This is a genomic window from Pseudomonas neuropathica (assembly GCF_051174785.1).
Taxonomy (GTDB): Bacteria; Pseudomonadota; Gammaproteobacteria; order Pseudomonadales; family Pseudomonadaceae; genus Aquipseudomonas; species Aquipseudomonas neuropathica_A.
Window position 1 is genome coordinate 1,154,606 of the sequence record NZ_CP195111.1, and the last position, 16,705, is coordinate 1,171,310.

The following is a 16,705-nucleotide window of genomic DNA, read 5'->3' on the forward strand; positions in this document are numbered from 1 at the left end:
AGGGCTTCGCGATGAGAAGCACTGATCAGTACGACCCGTTCTACCTGCAACGTTTTGTCCAGGCCCAGGATTCGGTATTCGAGCGCGTGCAACGCGAACTCGATGAGGGCCGCAAACGCAGCCACTGGATGTGGTTTGTGTTCCCGCAGTTCGCCGGTCTGGGCGGCAGTGAAATGTCCCGGCGCTACGCCATCGGTTCGGCCGAGGAAGCCCGGGCTTATCTGGCTCACGAACTGCTCGGCGCACGGCTGCATACTTGCACGCAGCTAGTGCTGAAGGTGCAACAGCGCTCGATTGCGGAGATTTTCGGCCATCCCGATGACCTGAAATTTCATTCCTCGATGACCCTGTTCGCACAGTTTGCCGCTGAAGACAGCGTGTTCAATCAGGCGCTGGAACGCTACTTTCACGGCATTCTCGATGAATGGACGCTGCAGTTGCTCGACTCAAAACAGGCCCAGTTGCCCCCCGATCAAGGTTGAGAAATCGTCGTCGACAAACGGCAGAATCGCATCTGCCACCGGTTGCAGTTGCCGGGTGATGTAGTGGTCATAGTCGATGGCGGCGCGGCGCACTTCCAGCGGCTCGGGACCTGCCAGGGTGATGACGTAACTGATCCAGCCGCCATTCTGGTATTGCCGTGGGCGCCCGTGTTGCGCGTTGTAATCGTCGGCCAAACGCGCCGCACGCACGTGCGGCGGGACATTGCGTTCGTAATCGTCGAGGGTGCGGCGCAGGCGCTTGCGGTAGACCAGGCGTTCATCGAATTCGCCGGCGAGGGTTTTGCGCACGTAGTCGCGCACGTAATCCTGATACGGCTTGCGCTGGAAGATCCGCTCGTAGAGTTCCTGCTGGAATTGCCGGGCCAGCAGCGACCAGTCGGTACGCACGGTTTCCAGGCCTTTGTAGACCATTTCTTCGCTGCCGTCGGCACGGGTAACCAGACCGGCATAACGCTTTTTGCTGCCCTCCTCCGCGCCGCGAATGGTCGGCATCAGGAAGCGTTTGTAGTGAATTTCGAACTGCAGTTCGAGGGCGCTTTCCAGGCCATATTCATCACGCACATGCGCGCGCCACCAGTCGTTGACGTGTTTGACCAGCGCATGACCGATGCTCGCCGCTTCTTCCTGCCCGTGCGGACGACGCAGCCAGACGAAGGTCGAGTCAGTGTCGCCGTAGATCACCGCGTGGCCCTGCTCTTCGATCAACTTGCGCGTGCGCAGCATGATTTCGTGGCCGCGCAGGGTGATCGATGAGGCCAGCCGCGTATCGAAGAAGCGGCAACCGCTGGAACCGAGTACGCCGTAGAAGGCATTCATGATGATTTTCAGTGCCTGCGACAGCGGCGCGTTGTGTTCACGTTTGGCAGTCTCCCGACCTTCGGCCACTCGCGAAACGATCGACGGCAGGCAATGTCGGGTACGCGAAAACCGTGCACCACGGAAACCCGGCACGGAGTCGGCGTCGTCCGGGTGTTGCAAACCTTCAATCAGCCCCACCGGGTCGATCAGAAAGGTACGAATGATCGACGGATACAGACTCTTGTAATCGAGCACCAGCACCGATTCGTAAAGCCCCGGTTGCGAGTCCATGACAAATCCGCCGGGGCTGGCCTGCGGTGGATTGGTGCCGAGGTTCGGCGCGACAAAACCCTGTCGGTGCATCAACGGCATGTACAAATGCGTGAACGCTGCCACCGAGCCGCCACTGCGATCGGCCGGCAATCCGGTGACGCTGGCGCGCTCGAGCAAAAAGGTCAGCAGCTCGGTTTTGGCGAAGATCCGCGTGACCAATTCGCAGTCCTTGAGGTTGTACTTGGCCAGCGCCGGTTTGTCCTCGGCGAACATGCGGTTGATCTCGTCCATGCGCTGGTACGGGTTGTCGATCGACTTGCCTTCGCCGAGCAGAGTCTGGGCGACGTTTTCCAGGCTGAACGAAGGGAAACTCCAGGTCGCCGAACGCAGGGATTCGATGCCGTCGATGATCAGTCGCCCCGCCGCCGAGGCGAAGTAGTGATTGCGGCTGCCGTGTTCACGCCATTGCATTTCTTCCCCGCCACGGCCGATCTTCAGCGGCACGCCGAGGCGCCGTGCGTGTTCGTGGAGGATGCGCAAATCGAACTGCACGACGTTCCAGCCAATGATCGCGTCGGGGTCGTGGCGGGCGAACCAGTCGTTGAGTTTCTTCAGAATGACAGTGCGCGAGTCGCAATATTCGAGGTCGAAGTCGACGATGCTGTTATCGCCGTTCGGCGCACCGAGCATGTACACCTGACGTTCGCCACAACCTTCGAGGGCGATGGAATACAACTCGCCGGTTTCGGTGGTTTCGATGTCGAGCGAGACCAGCCGTAGCGTCGGTCGATATTTGGGATCGGGTTTGAGCTGGGCGTTGAGCAATACGCCGTCGGCATCGGGCGTGCCGCTGAACCGCACCGGCGCGGTGATGAAACGCTCCATCAGATAGCGTTCCGGCGGGCGTACGTCGGCTTCGTAGACGTCGACCCCGTTGCGGTTGAGCGCGGTTTCCAGGCGCATCAACTGGCCGTGTTGCTGGCAATACAGACCGAGTACCGGGCGATGTTCGAAATCCTGCAGGGCCAAGGGCCGCAGCTCGACATTCTTTTCGTCGTGCAGCAGGCGTTCGGCCACGGCACGCTGCTCGGCGGGAATAAACGCCACCGACGGCTGATGCGGCAGGCGCACACGGCGCGGCCCGGCGTCGGTCGCCAGCCAGAACTCGACTTCGGTGCCGGCCGGGGTATCGCGCCAATGCCGGGTCAGGACGAAGCCCTGCGGTAAATCCACCACTGCAACCTCAGGAATTGAATCAGAGAGGCATTCTACGCGGCATTGCCTGGGATGACTCTGGCGATAAATCGCCATCAGCCACGGAAAAACCCGGCAAATGACGTTTTTTGCGTGTTATCTGCCGCTTTGCCACCTTGCCCTGCGCGCTTGCGTCTACGATGCTTGGAGAACAACGACAACACCTGAGTAACCGCCATGAAGACCGTCGCCCAACTGCTCAAGCTCAAAGATCAGAAGAATCAGGAAGTACACCAGATCAAGCCTGATCACATGGTGCTCGAAGCGCTGATGAAGATGGCCGAGAAAAACGTCGGCGCCTTGCTGGTGGTCGAAGACGAGCAAGTGGTCGGCATCATCAGCGAACGCGACTACGCGCGCAAACTGGTGCTGCACGGCCGCTCCTCCGTGGGCACGCCGGTACGCGACATCATGGTGGCGAACGTGATCACCGTCGATACCCATCAAACCGTCGACACCTGCCTGGGGATCATGTCCGACAAACGCCTGCGGCACTTGCCGGTGGTAGAGAACGGCAAGTTGATCGGTTTGCTGTCGATCGGTGACCTGGTCAAGGAAGCGATTGCCGAACAGGCAGAGCTGATCAAGCAACTGGAGCAGTACATCCGCGGGGAATAAATCCCTCAACATCCCCCAATCCCCTGTGGGAGCGAGCCTGCTCGCGAAAGCGGTCTGTCAGTAAAAAATGTTACGACTGACAAGACGCTTTCGCGAGCAGGCTCGCTCCCAAATTTTGGTTTTGTGGTGGATTCAGGACGGCCAATGCCGGGCAAACACCGGCGCCAGCACCGGATGCCGGTCAATCCGCTGCAACCACGCATAAAACCCCGGTCGCGTCTGGCGCAAATGCTTGCGGCTGCCCGCCCAGCGCGTCACCACCGCCGCCAACACATCCAGCGCCCCCGGGGTTTCGTCATCCAGATACAGCTCGGCGGAAAACTGGTCGGCAAACACCTCCCAACTCCAGTGCAAACGCTCGCGCGCGCCGGCGACCAGATTCTGCCGCGAGGCTTCGTCAGGCACCAGCAGCCAGCGCTCCGGATAATCGATGACGCCGATCGCTGCGTAGCAATTGCTGACGATGTAGACCAGACCGCGAATCGCCTGATCACGATCATTCGCCTTGGCTGGCAGCAGGCCGGACTTGGGAAACGTCAGGCCCAGATGAATCAGGATCGCCGCGCTCTCGGTGATGGCGCTGCCGTCGGGCAGTTGCAAGGTCGGTATCTGCTTGAGTGGATTGAGCTGAGCCAGCGCCTCGGCGGCTTCGCTGCTGGCTTCGATATCAATGAATCGGTAAGCGATCTGGCACAGCTCCAGCGCCGCTTCGATGGCAGCTGCGCCTGAGTTTCTGTGCCCGTAGAGCTGGTACATATCCAATCCCCCCGAAAAGACCATTGCCACAGGGTAGATGGCTGTAGCGTGGGTGTAGAAAAAATCTGTCTGTGTATCGGTTTTGGCACGGTTTTCCCATGCACTCGCGACTTGCGAATTCAAACCTCGCAAAACAGCGCTTGCGGTGCCCATCCCGCACCAAGAGCAATCATCGAACGCTATCCGCGTTCTTGTAAGGTGCGATACCGAACCAAAAGTTCGCGTATCCGAGCTGGCAACAAGGAGTTCACCGCGTGAATCTTCAAACGCTTTGCCGCATCAACCTCTGTTCGCCCCTTTGTGCACAACGCCGAGTTCACTCGAACAGTCCCGGCGACCAAGGCCTTTACTTTATTACCTGACTCCACGAACGCGCCCTGTGATCGGCAATGACTTATTTGCCGGCAATGGCGTGCTATTTATTTTTTAAATACAACCCAAAACTTTATTGCACAACTGACTGATTAATTGAACGCAAGCAGGATTGTCGAACAATAACTTTCAACGATTCTACAAGTGCACCAAAACAGCTCCAGCGCCTTGAACTACGCAGCACAGCAATCATTGATTTCATTTAAACAAGAACAAGGAACATACGCCGTGACCCGCTAAAACATTGGCCCGCACCAAATCAGTCCGCCGCGCACCAGCAAGTGCCTTGGCTGCCAGCCACGCCGCCGCTCTATCCCGCCGACCAGCGTGATAGCGCGTAAAGCCTGACTCGCCTCTGAAAAAGCTCCGTTAACCGGAGTAACGGGAATCCGTGTGCCAGAGAAAAACCACAGCGATGGCAAAACTTATATAAATGCGACATGGGTAACAGTGATGAAATAACCGTTCTACATTTCGGCAACATCTGGCACAGCCGTTGCAAAACAGAATTCGAGTAATCAATTGTAGGAGCTGCCGAAGGCTCGGGCCGCAATCGGACGATCTTTTGATCTTGATCTTTAAAGGCAGAATCAAAAGATCGCAGCCTGCGGCAGCTCCTACATAGAACAACACCAGGGAATGGCCAATGAACACTCGAAGTCGATGACGCTAAGCCAGTAAGTTTGCACAAGCCTTGTTAACCGGATAGTTCAACTATCGGCTTCTGCACACCTTGAAGAAAGTTGCACCCACCCACTCGAACATCCCCTGGATGTTCGGACGGCACCTTATTGCCCTTCATCAACCCGAGGGAGCTTTAATGAACGATGCGGTAAAGCACAGAACCCTGCCGGGGCCGTTACGGGAAGCGCCAATCCCGCCGGTTTCGGGCGGGCCGGCGTTTAAAGCCAATACCTCGCAACCCGGTGGTCTGAATAAACAGCAAATAGTGTTGCTGGTGGCGGTGTCAGCGCTGATACATGGTGGCGCCTGGTGGTTTCTTCAGCAGTCAAAGACAGAGCCATTGCCAACGCCACCGCAGATTCCGGAAATGACCGTTGAGCTGACCAGCCCGACGCCTCCGGCACCGCCCACACCGGAACCGCCGCCGCCACCGCCACCGGAACCTGAACAACCGGTGGAAGACGAAGACGCGGTCAAGCCACCGCCGAAACCGGTGGAGAAACCCAAGCCGATCGAAAAACCGAAACCGCTCGAGAAGCCGAAACCGGTGAAAAAGGTCGAGCCACCAAAAGCTCCAGCCGCCCCGGCACAACCGGCTGCACCCGCTGCGCCGGCAACACCGAGCGCGCCCCCGGCCCCTGCCGCCGCGCCGGGTCCGGTCAAGGAATCAGCAGCGATCTCGGGCCTCGCCAGCCTCGGCAACCCGCCGCCGGAATACCCGTCGCTGGCCCTGCGGCGCAACTGGGAAGGCAGCGTGGTGCTGCGCATTCAGGTGCTGGCCAACGGTCGTGCCGGCTCGGTGACGGTGACCAAGTCCAGCGGCAAGCCGCAACTGGATGACGCCGCTGTCGCTGCCGTGAAGAACTGGAAATTTATCCCGGCCAAACGCGGTGACACGCCGATCGACGGCTTCGCCACGCAGACCATCGATTTCAAATTGCCGCAGTAACCAAACGCTCAATCAACGCACAACCGAATAACGCAAGCGAGGTGTAACCATGAACGATTTGTCTTCGATGATTGTCCCCGGCGTGCTCTGGGGTCTGGTGCTGTTCTCCGTGGTCAGCTGGGCGATCCTGCTGGTCAAGTCGGCGCAGTACCTGCGGCAGAAAGCGCAGAACAAACAGTTCAGCAAAGCCTTCTGGGGCGCGCCGGATCTACTCACCGCCGCCGAACACGCCAGCCAGTATCCGGGCTCGCTGGCGCGCATTGCCAGCAGCGGTTTCGAAGCGCTGCTGGTGGAAGACTCGCCGCGCACCACGCAACAACTGGCGCACACGATTAACCGTTCGGATCGTCTGGAACGCAACCTGCGCCAGCAGATCCAGAAAGAACGGCGCTCGCTGGAAAACGGCCAGGCGATCCTCGCCAGTATCGGCAGCACCGCGCCGTTCATTGGTCTGTTCGGCACCGTGTGGGGAATCATGGAAGCGCTGAAGAGCATCGGCGAAACCGGTTCGGCCAGCCTGGAAGCGGTCGCCGGGCCCATCGGCCACGCACTGATCGCCACCGGTGTGGGTATCGCCGTCGCGGTGCCGGCGGTGCTGATTTACAACTTCTTCCTGCGCCGCTTGAAACTGGCTTCGGCAGACATGGATGACTTCGCCCACGACTTCGACGCCCTCGCCTCGCGCAGTGCATTTTCCATCAGCCGTCAGGCCATCGCCAGCAAAACCACAGCCGCCGTGCGGGAGGCCAGCTGATGTCGTTCTCCACTCAAGACAGCGATGAAGTGCTCAGCGAAATGAACGTCACGCCACTGGTCGACGTGATGCTCGTGCTGCTGGTGGTGTTCATCGTCACCGCGCCGCTGATGACCAACGCGATCAAGGTCAACCTGCCGAAAACCGACGCCGTCGCCCCCGCCGAAAAGAAAGACCCGGTGGTGGTCAGCGTCGATCAGGACGGCAAGTTCTATCTGGCCAAGACCGAGTTGGCCCCGGAATCACTGGAAGCCAGCCTCAAGGAGGTCAAGGCCAAGGACGCCGAAGTCCGCGTGCAGTTACAGGCCGACTCCGCCGTCAATTACGGCCAGGTGGCGAAAGCCATGGCGTCGATCGAACGCTCGGGCATTACCAAGATTTCGGTGATGACCACCCATTGAGTGCGGTGGCGGGCGCGCATTGAGGGACACGCCCGCCACCGTTCGCTGACTCCCGTCGCAACCAGCCGACCGAAAAAACGCCACGCGTCTTCGGAGGGGATCGGCTTGCTTGAAGAAAGTGGTTTTCCGCACGCGGTATCACCGATAGCGGAGCAATGAGGGGCTCACAAGGCCAATTCGATAACGTCTAAAAAGTCGGAAATAACCATGCTGATGAACACTCCACGCTTCACGCTCAAACCCTTGGTGGCAACGATTTCTCGCCACCGTTTTGTTCCGTTGTATCTGGTGGCCATGGGGATGGGCGCCGGGACTGTGCAGGCGGCCGAGGACGACAACACCAGCGTCCCGGCGGCTGCAGCGGTGGTTGCGCCGACCACGCAACTGCAACGGGTCGAAGTGACCGGTTCGGCGATTCGCCGGGTCGATGCGGAAACGGCGGTGCCGATCACCATTCTCAAGGCCGATGAGCTGCGCAAACAGGGCGTGACCACCACCGCCGAACTGGTGCAGCGCATCACCGGCAGCCAGTCGATCAACAACAGCGCAGGCTCCGTGGGCGCAGCCACTGGCGGCGCCTCGTTCGCCGACATGCGCGGCATCGGCGCGAACAAGACGCTGGTGCTGCTCAACGGTCGACGCCTGGCCAACAACGCCTTGTCGGGGACCAACTCGGCCGGTGGCGCGGTGGATCTGAACATGATCCCGTTTGCCGCCATCGAGCGCGTCGAAGTGCTGCGTGACGGCGCCTCGGCCCTGTACGGCACCGACGCCATCGGCGGCGTGATCAACTTCATCACCAAGAAATCCCTGACCGACGGCCAGTTGACCCTCGGCGGCGAAACCCCGACCCACAGCGGCGGCGGCCAAACCAAAGACATGAGCGCCAGTTGGGGCTATGGCGATCTGGAAGAAGACCGCTTCAACGTGCTCGGCGTGTTCAACTACAACAAGCAGCAGAACCTCGACGCCAACGACCGCTCGTTCGCCACCGACTACGCGCCCGGTCGCGGTCTCGATCAAACTTCCGGCACCGCATTCCCCGGCAACTACAGCCAGAACGGCAACGCCACCAACCCATTGGCCAACAGCAATTGCAACGGCCCCAACCTGATCGCCCGTGACGGCTTGTGCCGCTTCAGCACCCGCGAATACATCGATCTGGTGCCGCAAACCGAAAAGACCTCGTTCTTCGGCAAGACCACCGGCAAACTCGGCGACGATCACAACGTCAACCTCGAATATTTCTGGTCGCGCAACAACAACGCCACGGCGATCGGCCCGGCGCCACTGACCGGCCTGAGCCTCGATTCTTCGTCGCCCTACTATCCCGGCAACGGCATCACCCCGGCGCCAACCGACTTCACCCTCGACCCGACCCAACCGGTGGACGTTAACTGGCGCGAAACGGCAGCAGGCCCGCGTGAATCGAAAGACCAGAACACCAGCCAGCGCTTCCTGCTCAGTTTCGATGGTCTGGTTGGCGGCTGGGATTACAACGTCGGCGCCTCGTACAACCAGAACAAAATCGTCTCCAGCGTCACTAGCGGTTTTGTCAGCGATCAGGCGATGATCAATGGTCTGGCCAGCGGTCTGCTCAACCCGTTCGGCCCGCAGTCGGCGGCCGGTCAGCAGTACATTGACGATGCGGCGTACCACGGCGCCTACTCCACTGCCGTTGGCCGCGTGGCCGGTTTTGATGGACGTATCAGCCGTGAAATCGGCGATTGGTTCGGCGCTGGCCCATCAGGTCTGGCGCTGGGCGGCGAGTACCGCAAAGAGAAATTCCACCAGGATTTCGAGTCGTTCGCCGGCGACATCCAGAGCCTCGGTATCGACCCGGCCGGCAGTGTCGAGGGCGACCGCAGCGTGAAAGCCGCCTACGCGGAAATCAACGTGCCGGTGCTCGACAGCCTCGAACTGTCCGCCGCCGTACGGCACGACAAATACAGCGACTTCGGCAGCACCACCAACCCGAAATACTCGTTCCGTTATCAGCCGTTGAAAGAGCTGGTGGTACGTGGCGCGTACAGCGAAGGTTTCCGTGCGCCGTCGCTGTACGAGCTGTATTCGCCGCGCAGCATCACCTTCACTCAGGGTTACTACAACGACCCGGTACTGTGTACCGGCGGCGTCGTGCAACCGGGCGGCAATGGCGGCCGCGATTGCGGTCAGCAGTTCCTCAACCAGATCGGCGGCAACGAAGACTTGGCCCCGGAGAAGGCACGCAACGTGACGCTGGGCTTCGTTTACCAGCCGATCAACAACCTGTCGGTAGGTCTGGATTTCTGGTGGATTCACATCTCCAACCAGATCCAGCCGTTCCCGGAATCCACCGTGTTTGATCAGGCCGGTTCCTACCCGGACCGCTTCGTGCGCAACGCCGACGGCACGCTCAACTACATCGTCACCGGTAACGCCAACCTCGGCATCGTCGAAACCAACGGTGTCGATGTGTCGCTGGATTACCGCTTCCCGAACACGCCGTACGGTCAGTTCGGTCTGGGGCTGCAAGGCACTTACGTTGACGAGTACGACTTCCAGAGCACCATCAAAGGCCCATTCACCGACAAGGTCGGCGACTTTCAGGGTGACGGCGTGATCGCGCGCTGGAAGCACAACCTCACCGGCAGCTGGACCCTCGGCGCGGCGCGGGCGGCGCTGACCAACCGCTTCACCACCGGCTACAACGACTACGACCGCGACACCCACGCGCGCGTGGCGTCGTATTCGGTGTGGGACCTGTCGGCCGGTTACACCTTCAACAAGGTGCTGGATGTCGATGCCGGGATGAAGAACGTGTTCGACCGCAACCCGCCGTTCTCCAACCAGGCTTACAACTTCCAGAGCGGCTATGACCCACGCTACACCGATCCGCTGGGCCGCACCTTGTTTGCGCGCATGACTTACCACTTCTAACCGGAAACACCACAACCCCAATGTGGGAGCGAGCTTGCTCCCACAGGGGGGACCGGGTTCCTTCAGGGATTTTCAGGAGTGACTTCATGAGTTTTTTGCGCAACATGGCTGGCCTGCTGCTCGGCAGTGCGCTGCTGTGCACTGGCACTTCGGCGCTGGCCGGCGGCAGTTATGCGCTGACGGTGTACGGCGAGGCGCCGAAGTATCCGGCGAACTTCCAGCACTTCGATTTCGTCGATCCCAAGGCGCCCAAGGGCGGTTCGCTCAGCCGTGCGTCGATGGAGATCGGCCAGTACAACTACATCAGCCCGTATGCCGATCAGGGTATTTCCGTGGTGCAGGTCAACGACTGGGTGTACTCGCCATTGGCGTTCCGTTCGCTCGACGAGCCCTACACCGTTTACGCACTGGTCGCGCAACAGATCGAGCGCGATCCCGATGGACTCTGGGTGCGCTTCATCCTCAATCCAAAAGCACGTTTCGCCGACGGCACGCCGATCACTGCCGAAGACGTGCGCTACACCTTCAACCTGCTGATGACCAAAGGCAGCCTGAGTTATCGCCAGCAATACGCCGACGTGCAGGACGTGCTGATCGAAGGCCCACGGCAGGTGCGCTTCACCTTCAAGAACAACCTCAACCGCACGTTGGCGCTCGACCTGGCGACCATGCGTGTGGTCCCCGAACACTGGTGGAAAACCCGCGACTTCGCCAATGGCGGCGGATTCGAGCCACCGCTGGGCAGCGGCCCGTATCGGGTGAGCAAGGTCGATGCCGGGCGCAGCATCAGTTTTCAACGCGATCCGGACTGGTGGGGCAAGGACCTGCCGGTCAGTCGCGGCATGTACAACTTCGACACCCTCACGGTGAATTTCTACGGCGACACCGACGTCGCCCGGCAACTGTTGCAGGCCGGCGCGTTCGACTACAACCGCGAGTTCTCCTCGTCCGGTTATGTGGTCGGCTACGACAGCCCGGCACTGCGTGATGGTCGCTTGCAACAGGCGATCCTCGCCCCGGACAAACCCACCGCCGCTCAGGGCTTCGTGTTCAACCTGCAGAACCCGTTCTTCAAGGATCGCCGCGTGCGTCAGGCGATCAGCCTGCTGTGGGATTTCGAGTGGACCAACAAGCAGATGATGCGCGGCTTCTACGTGCGCCAGAACAGCTTCTGGCCGAAGAGTGAAATGGCCGCCACCGCGCTGCCTGATGCCGAGGAATTGAAGATCCTCGAACCTTTACGCGGGCAGATCCCTGACGAGGTGTTCACAACCGTGTATGAAGCGCCGAAAACCGATGGCAGTGGCTACATCCGCGACAAACAACTGCAAGCGCTGAAGCTGCTCGCCGAAGCCGGCTGGACGCCGCAACACAATCGCTTGGTCAACGCTGCTGGCGAGCCATTGGAGTTCACTTTCCTCGACGGCCAGGGCGGCTTCGATCGCATGCTGTTGCCGTTCAAACGCACCCTCGCGCAGATCGGCATCACCCTCAATCTGCGGCGGATCGATTCGGCGCAGTACGTCAACCGCCTCAACGTCCGTGACTACGACATGATCGTCGTCGCTTTCCCGCGTAGCGGCGATCCGATCGTCTCTCCCGGCCGTGAGCTTTATAGCCTGTACGCTTCGCAAAGCGCCACGCAAGTTGGCAGTTCCAACTCGATGGTGCTGGCCAACCCGGCGGTCGATCAACTGATCGACGGGCTGGTCCAGGCCAACACCCGCGAGGCCATGGTGCATTACGCCCGCGCCCTCGACCGGGTACTGCAATGGGGTTACTACATGATTCCCAACTACTACTCCAAAGGCACGCCGACGGTGTATCAGAACCGCTTTGGCATGCCGCCGGTGCAACCGGCCTACGACGAAGGCCTTAACACCTGGTGGGAGGTATCGGCCAAGGCGTTGACCACGCAACAGATGCACACTCAGCTTGCGGGGGGCCAGTGACATGTTGCGTTATCTGAGTCGACGTTTGCTGCTGATCATCCCCACGCTGTTGTGCATTCTGGTGGTGAATTTTCTGATTGTGCAGGCCGCGCCAGGTGGGCCGGTGGAGCAAGCCATCGCCCGCTTGCAAGGCTTCGGCGGGCACAGCATGGGCGGTGGTGGCGAGGTTGCTGCGGTTGGCGGCGCGGGACGCAGTAGCCGTGGTCTCGATCCGGCGTTGATCGAGGAAATCAAACACCACTACGGCTTCGACAAACCCATGCACGAACGCCTGTGGCTGATGCTGAAAAACTACGCGCAGCTGGATCTGGGCAGCAGTTTCTTTCGCGGCGCCAAGGTCACTGATCTGATCGTGCAGAAGTTGCCGGTATCGCTGTCGCTGGGCTTGTGGGCGACGTTGATCACTTACCTGATTTCCATTCCGCTGGGCATTCGCAAAGCGATCAAGAACGGCAGCGCGTTTGATGTCTGGAGCAGTACGGCGATCATCATCGGCTATGCGATGCCGGCGTTCCTCTTCGCGATTCTGTTGATCGTGGTGTTCGCCGGTGGCAGCTACGTCAACTGGTTTCCGGTGCAGGGGCTGGTCTCGGATAACTTCGACAGCCTGAGCACGTTGGGCAAGGTCGGCGACTACCTCTGGCACTTGGTGCTGCCGGTGACGGCGCTGGTGATCGGCGGCTTTGCCACGCTGACGATCCTGACCAAGAACAGCTTCCTCAACGAGATCAGCCGCCAGTACGTGATTACCGCACGGGCCAAGGGTTTGACCGAGCGCCGCGTGCTCTATGGCCACGTGTTTCGCAACGCGATGTTGTTGGTGGTGGCCGGTGTGCCGTCGGCGCTGATCGAGGTGTTTTTCGCCGGTTCCCTGCTGATCGAAACCATCTTCAACCTCGACGGCCTCGGGCGCATGAGCTACGAGGCGGCGGTGTCGCGCGACTATCCGGTGGTGTTCGGCGCGCTGTTTCTGTTCACCCTGTTCGGCCTGTTGATCAAGCTGATCGGCGACCTCTGCTACACCCTGCTCGACCCGCGCATCGACTTCTCGGCGAGGACTGCCTGATGTTCACACTTTCCCCTCTCGGCCAGCGCCGCGTGGCGCAGTTCAAGGCCAACCGGCGCGGACGCTGGTCGCTGTGGTTGTTTATCGGTCTGTGCCTGATTTGTCTGGGCGGTGAGCTGATCGCCAACGACAAACCGCTGGTGATTCGTTATCACGACGCTTTCTACTTCCCGATCCTCAGCGATTACCTGGAAACCGATTTCGGTGGCGAGCTGCCGTTTCAGCCGGATTACGCCAGCGGTTACGTGCACAAACTGATCGAGGATCAGGGCGGCTGGATGCTGTTTCCGCCGATCCCGTTCAGCTACGACACGGTCAATTACGACCTCAGCGAACCGGCGCCGAGTCCGCCGTCATCGAGCAACTGGCTGGGCACCGATGATCAGGCGCGCGATGTGCTGGCGCGGGTGATTTTCGGCACGCGGATTTCGATTCTGTTTGCGCTGATTCTTACCGGCATCAGTGCGTTGATCGGCATCGTTGCCGGGGCGTTGCAGGGTTATTATGGCGGTTGGGTCGACTTGCTCGGGCAACGGGTGCTGGAGATCTGGTCGGGGTTGCCGGTGCTGTACCTGCTGATCATTCTGTCCGGGTTCGTCTCACCGAGTTTCTGGTGGTTGCTGGGGATCATGGCGCTGTTTTCCTGGCTGGCGCTGGTTGATGTGGTGCGCGCCGAGTTCCTGCGGGGACGCAATCTGGAATACGTCAAAGCCGCGCGAGCGCTGGGCCTGACCGACAACGAACTGATGTGCCGGCACATTCTGCCCAACGCGATGACCTCCACCCTCACCTACCTGCCGTTCATTCTGACCGGCGCCATCGCCACCCTGACTGCGCTGGATTTTCTCGGCTTCGGCATGCCCGCCGGCACCGCGTCGCTGGGCGAACTGATCGGTCAAGCCAAGCGCAACTTGCAAGCGCCGTGGCTGGGGCTGACGGCGTTTTTCGCGTTGGCACTGATTCTGTCCTTGTTGGTTTTTATTGGTGAGGCTTGCCGTGATGCGTTTGATCCCCGGAGCTGACATGAACGACAACCTGATTGAAATTCGCGACCTGCGCGTCGCATTCGCCGGGCAGGCAGTGGTGCACGGTTTGAACCTGGATATTCGCCGTGGCGAATGCCTGGCACTGGTCGGAGAGTCCGGCTCAGGCAAGTCGGTGACCGCGCATTCGATTCTGCGTTTATTGCCGGGCAAGAACGTCAGCAGCAGCGGCGCGATCCGCTATAACGGCGTTGACTTATTGCACGCCAGCGAGCAGCAGATGCGCGGCTTGCGCGGCAACCGCATTGCGATGATTTTTCAGGAGCCGATGACTTCGCTCAATCCGTTGCACACGGTGGAAAAACAAGTCAGCGAAGTACTGGAAATTCACAAAGGCCTCAAGGGCCGTGCTGCCCGCGAGCGGACGTTGGAGCTGCTGGAGCTGGTCGGCATCCGCCAGCCTTTGCAGCGTTTGAAAGCCTATCCACATCAACTCTCCGGCGGTCAGCGGCAACGGGTGATGATTGCCATGGCGCTGGCCAATGAGCCGGAGCTGTTGATCGCCGATGAGCCGACCACAGCGCTCGACGTCACGGTGCAGCAGAAGATTCTCGAGTTGCTGATCGAGTTGCAGCAACGGCTGGGCATGTCGCTGTTGCTGATCAGCCATGACCTCAATCTGGTACGGCGCATCGCGCAACGAGTGTGCGTGATGCGCCAGGGCGAGATTGTCGAGGAGGCCGATTGCGAAACGTTGTTTGGTGCGCCGCAGCATCCTTACAGCCGCTTGTTGATCGAGGCGGAACCCAGCGGTGCGCCGGTGCCGAGTGAGTACGATCACAACCTGCTCGAAGTCGATGATCTGAAGGTCTGGTTCCCGTTGCCCAAAGCGTTGTTCAGTCGCCAGCAGGATTACATCAAAGCGGTGGATGGCGTGAGTTTCACCCTGCAACGCGGCAAGACGTTGGGGATTGTCGGTGAGTCGGGTTCGGGCAAGTCGACCCTGGGTCAGGCGATCCTGCGGCTGGTCGAATCGGAGGGCAATATCCGCTTCGGCAACAAGCAACTGAGTCTGCTCAATCAGCGCTTGATGCGGCCGCTGCGCCGGCAGATTCAAGTGGTGTTCCAGGATCCGTTCGGCAGCCTCAGCCCACGGATGTCGGTGCAGCAGATCATTGCCGAAGGGTTGCTGACCCATGGCATCGGCACCGAGGCTGAGCGTGAGGCGGCGGTGATTCGGGTACTGGAGGAAGTCGGCCTCGATCCGCAGAGCCGTCATCGTTATCCCCACGAATTTTCCGGCGGCCAGCGCCAGCGCATTTCCATCGCCCGTGCGCTGGTGCTGGAACCGGCGCTGATTTTGCTCGATGAGCCGACCTCGGCGCTGGATCGCACCGTGCAGAAGCAGGTGGTGGAGTTGTTGCGGCAATTGCAGATCAGGCATGGGCTGACCTATTTGTTCATCAGTCATGATCTGGCGGTGGTGCATGCGTTGGCGCATGACTTGATGGTGATCAAGGATGGCAAGGTGGTTGAGCAGGGTTCGTCGCGGGAGATTTTCGCCGCGCCCAAACACCCCTACACCCAGGAACTACTGAAAGCCTCCGGCCTCAAGTCCGACACAAAACCCTGTGGGAGCGAGCTTGCTCGCGAAAGCGGTGGGTCAGTCACCACCTCTATTAGCTGAAAGGCCGCCTTCGCGAGCAAGCTCACTCCCACAGGGGTTATTGTCAGGTTTGAAATTTATTTGTCGGCCACTGCATCCAAACGCCTCCGCCACGGGTAGTCCCTGTAACAGCCCTCTTCGGCTGTCAGCGGTCTACCCTTTTCGGAGATAACACTGATGAACATCACCCAGCTGATTGGCTTCACCGGTTTGCTCGCCTTGTCCTCGACAACCTTCGCCCAAACCAGTTACCCCGACGCGATCAAAGTCCCTGATGGCCACAAGATCGCGATGGAAACCACTGGGGTCGGCGAGATCACTTACGAATGCCGTGACAAAGCCAATACTCCAGGGCAGACCGAGTGGACCTTCGTCGGCCCGAAAGCGGTGCTCAATGATCGCAGCGGCAAACAGGTCGGCACCTACTTCGGACCGCCAGCGACCTGGCAGGCCAAGGACGGTTCGAAAGTCACCGGCACGCAATTGGCCGTGGCGCCATCAAGCCCGGGCAACCTGCCCTATCAACTGGTCAAGGCCAATCCGGCCGAGGGCAAAGGCGCTATGAGCGGCGTGAGTTACATCCAGCGCGTCGCACTCAAGGGCGGCGTGGCGCCGGGCAGCGAGTGCACGGCGGCGAACAAGGGCAAGCAGGAAGTGGTGAAGTATCAGGCCGATTACATTTTCTGGGCGGCGAACTGATCTCCGGACTTACCGAGATCCAATGTGGGAGCGAGCCTGCTCGCGAAGGCGGTGGGTC

At 60.1% G+C, this 16,705-nt stretch carries 13 protein-coding genes; 11 read left to right on the forward strand and 2 right to left on the reverse strand.

Going from position 1 to position 16,705, the window contains the following annotated elements; genetic code table 11:
• The first annotated feature begins 11 nt into the window (after positions 1-11).
• Entirely contained in the window at positions 12-482 is a 471-nt protein-coding gene (locus ACRRSD_RS05275; protein ID WP_435037388.1) for a DUF1810 domain-containing protein, read from the forward strand.
• On the opposite strand, the gene ACRRSD_RS05280 is transcribed toward ACRRSD_RS05275, so the two are convergent.
• Positions 447-2,807: a DNA polymerase II gene (locus ACRRSD_RS05280; RefSeq protein WP_435037389.1), complete on the reverse strand. Its 2,361-nt coding sequence runs from the start codon at positions 2,805-2,807 to the stop codon at positions 447-449. The genes ACRRSD_RS05275 and ACRRSD_RS05280 overlap by 36 nt on opposite strands.
• Positions 2,808-3,005: 198 nt before the next feature.
• Between ACRRSD_RS05280 and ACRRSD_RS05285 the strand changes: the two genes are divergently transcribed.
• Positions 3,006-3,446 (forward strand): CBS domain-containing protein, encoded by a 441-nt coding sequence (locus ACRRSD_RS05285; protein ID WP_435037390.1) that lies wholly within the window; start codon positions 3,006-3,008, stop codon positions 3,444-3,446.
• A 132-nt stretch (positions 3,447-3,578) separates the two neighbouring features.
• Here the strand turns inward: ACRRSD_RS05285 and ACRRSD_RS05290 are convergent, their stop codons facing one another.
• Positions 3,579-4,202 carry a glutathione S-transferase N-terminal domain-containing protein gene (locus ACRRSD_RS05290; protein WP_435037391.1) on the reverse strand — a complete coding sequence of 208 codons (624 nt, stop codon included), beginning with the start codon at positions 4,200-4,202 and terminating at the stop codon, positions 3,579-3,581.
• 1,192 nt (positions 4,203-5,394) lie between these two features.
• On the opposite strand from ACRRSD_RS05290, the gene ACRRSD_RS05295 reads away from it, so the two are divergent.
• From ACRRSD_RS05295 to ACRRSD_RS05335, 9 genes are all read left to right on the forward strand, one after another.
• Complete coding sequence (locus ACRRSD_RS05295) at positions 5,395-6,207, forward strand: energy transducer TonB (protein ID WP_435037392.1); 813 nt, start codon at positions 5,395-5,397, stop codon at positions 6,205-6,207.
• Between the two features lie 67 nt (positions 6,208-6,274).
• The gene (locus tag ACRRSD_RS05300) at positions 6,275-6,961 is read left to right on the forward strand and encodes a MotA/TolQ/ExbB proton channel family protein (RefSeq protein WP_371748312.1); all 687 of its coding nucleotides are present in this window, start codon (positions 6,275-6,277) and stop codon (positions 6,959-6,961) included.
• Positions 6,961-7,362, forward strand: a complete 402-nt coding sequence (locus ACRRSD_RS05305) for an ExbD/TolR family protein (protein WP_007918272.1) — start codon at positions 6,961-6,963, stop codon at positions 7,360-7,362. Before ACRRSD_RS05300 ends, ACRRSD_RS05305 begins: the two co-directional genes overlap by 1 nt.
• A gap of 207 nt (positions 7,363-7,569) precedes the next feature.
• Positions 7,570-10,281, forward strand: coding sequence for a TonB-dependent receptor (locus ACRRSD_RS05310; protein ID WP_435037393.1), 2,712 nt, complete (start codon positions 7,570-7,572; stop codon positions 10,279-10,281).
• Positions 10,282-10,367: 86 nt separating this feature from the next.
• Entirely contained in the window at positions 10,368-12,233 is a 1,866-nt protein-coding gene (locus ACRRSD_RS05315) for an extracellular solute-binding protein (protein WP_435037394.1), read from the forward strand.
• A 1-nt stretch (position 12,234) separates the two neighbouring features.
• A complete protein-coding gene (locus ACRRSD_RS05320; RefSeq protein WP_093433925.1) occupies positions 12,235-13,299 on the forward strand; it encodes a microcin C ABC transporter permease YejB in 1,065 nt (354 codons plus the stop codon).
• Positions 13,299-14,321 carry an ABC transporter permease gene (locus ACRRSD_RS05325; protein ID WP_102902438.1) on the forward strand — a complete coding sequence of 341 codons (1,023 nt, stop codon included), beginning with the start codon at positions 13,299-13,301 and terminating at the stop codon, positions 14,319-14,321. The genes ACRRSD_RS05320 and ACRRSD_RS05325 overlap by 1 nt, the downstream gene beginning before the upstream one ends.
• Before the next feature lies 1 nt (position 14,322).
• Positions 14,323-15,969, forward strand: coding sequence for an ABC transporter ATP-binding protein (locus ACRRSD_RS05330; RefSeq protein ID WP_435037395.1), 1,647 nt, complete (start codon positions 14,323-14,325; stop codon positions 15,967-15,969).
• 156 nt (positions 15,970-16,125) lie between these two features.
• Entirely contained in the window at positions 16,126-16,647 is a 522-nt protein-coding gene (locus ACRRSD_RS05335; protein WP_435037396.1) for a DUF3455 domain-containing protein, read from the forward strand.
• Positions 16,648-16,705: the final 58 nt, after the last annotated feature.

Bases quoted from the DNA above. Each gene is read 5' to 3' on its own strand.
- ACRRSD_RS05275 (WP_435037388.1), top strand. From the start codon at position 12: ATGAGAAGCACTGATCAGTACGACCCGTTCTACCTGCAACGTTTTGTC.
- ACRRSD_RS05285 (WP_435037390.1), top strand. From the start codon at position 3,006: ATGAAGACCGTCGCCCAACTGCTCAAGCTCAAAGATCAGAAGAATCAG.
- ACRRSD_RS05290 (WP_435037391.1), bottom strand. From the start codon at position 4,202: ATGTACCAGCTCTACGGGCACAGAAACTCAGGCGCAGCTGCCATCGAA.
- ACRRSD_RS05295 (WP_435037392.1), top strand. From the start codon at position 5,395: ATGAACGATGCGGTAAAGCACAGAACCCTGCCGGGGCCGTTACGGGAA.
- ACRRSD_RS05300 (WP_371748312.1), top strand. From the start codon at position 6,275: ATGATTGTCCCCGGCGTGCTCTGGGGTCTGGTGCTGTTCTCCGTGGTC.
- ACRRSD_RS05305 (WP_007918272.1), top strand. From the start codon at position 6,961: ATGTCGTTCTCCACTCAAGACAGCGATGAAGTGCTCAGCGAAATGAAC.
- ACRRSD_RS05310 (WP_435037393.1), top strand. From the start codon at position 7,570: ATGCTGATGAACACTCCACGCTTCACGCTCAAACCCTTGGTGGCAACG.
- ACRRSD_RS05315 (WP_435037394.1), top strand. From the start codon at position 10,368: ATGAGTTTTTTGCGCAACATGGCTGGCCTGCTGCTCGGCAGTGCGCTG.
- ACRRSD_RS05320 (WP_093433925.1), top strand. From the start codon at position 12,235: ATGTTGCGTTATCTGAGTCGACGTTTGCTGCTGATCATCCCCACGCTG.
- ACRRSD_RS05325 (WP_102902438.1), top strand. From the start codon at position 13,299: ATGTTCACACTTTCCCCTCTCGGCCAGCGCCGCGTGGCGCAGTTCAAG.
- ACRRSD_RS05330 (WP_435037395.1), top strand. From the start codon at position 14,323: ATGAACGACAACCTGATTGAAATTCGCGACCTGCGCGTCGCATTCGCC.
- ACRRSD_RS05335 (WP_435037396.1), top strand. From the start codon at position 16,126: ATGAACATCACCCAGCTGATTGGCTTCACCGGTTTGCTCGCCTTGTCC.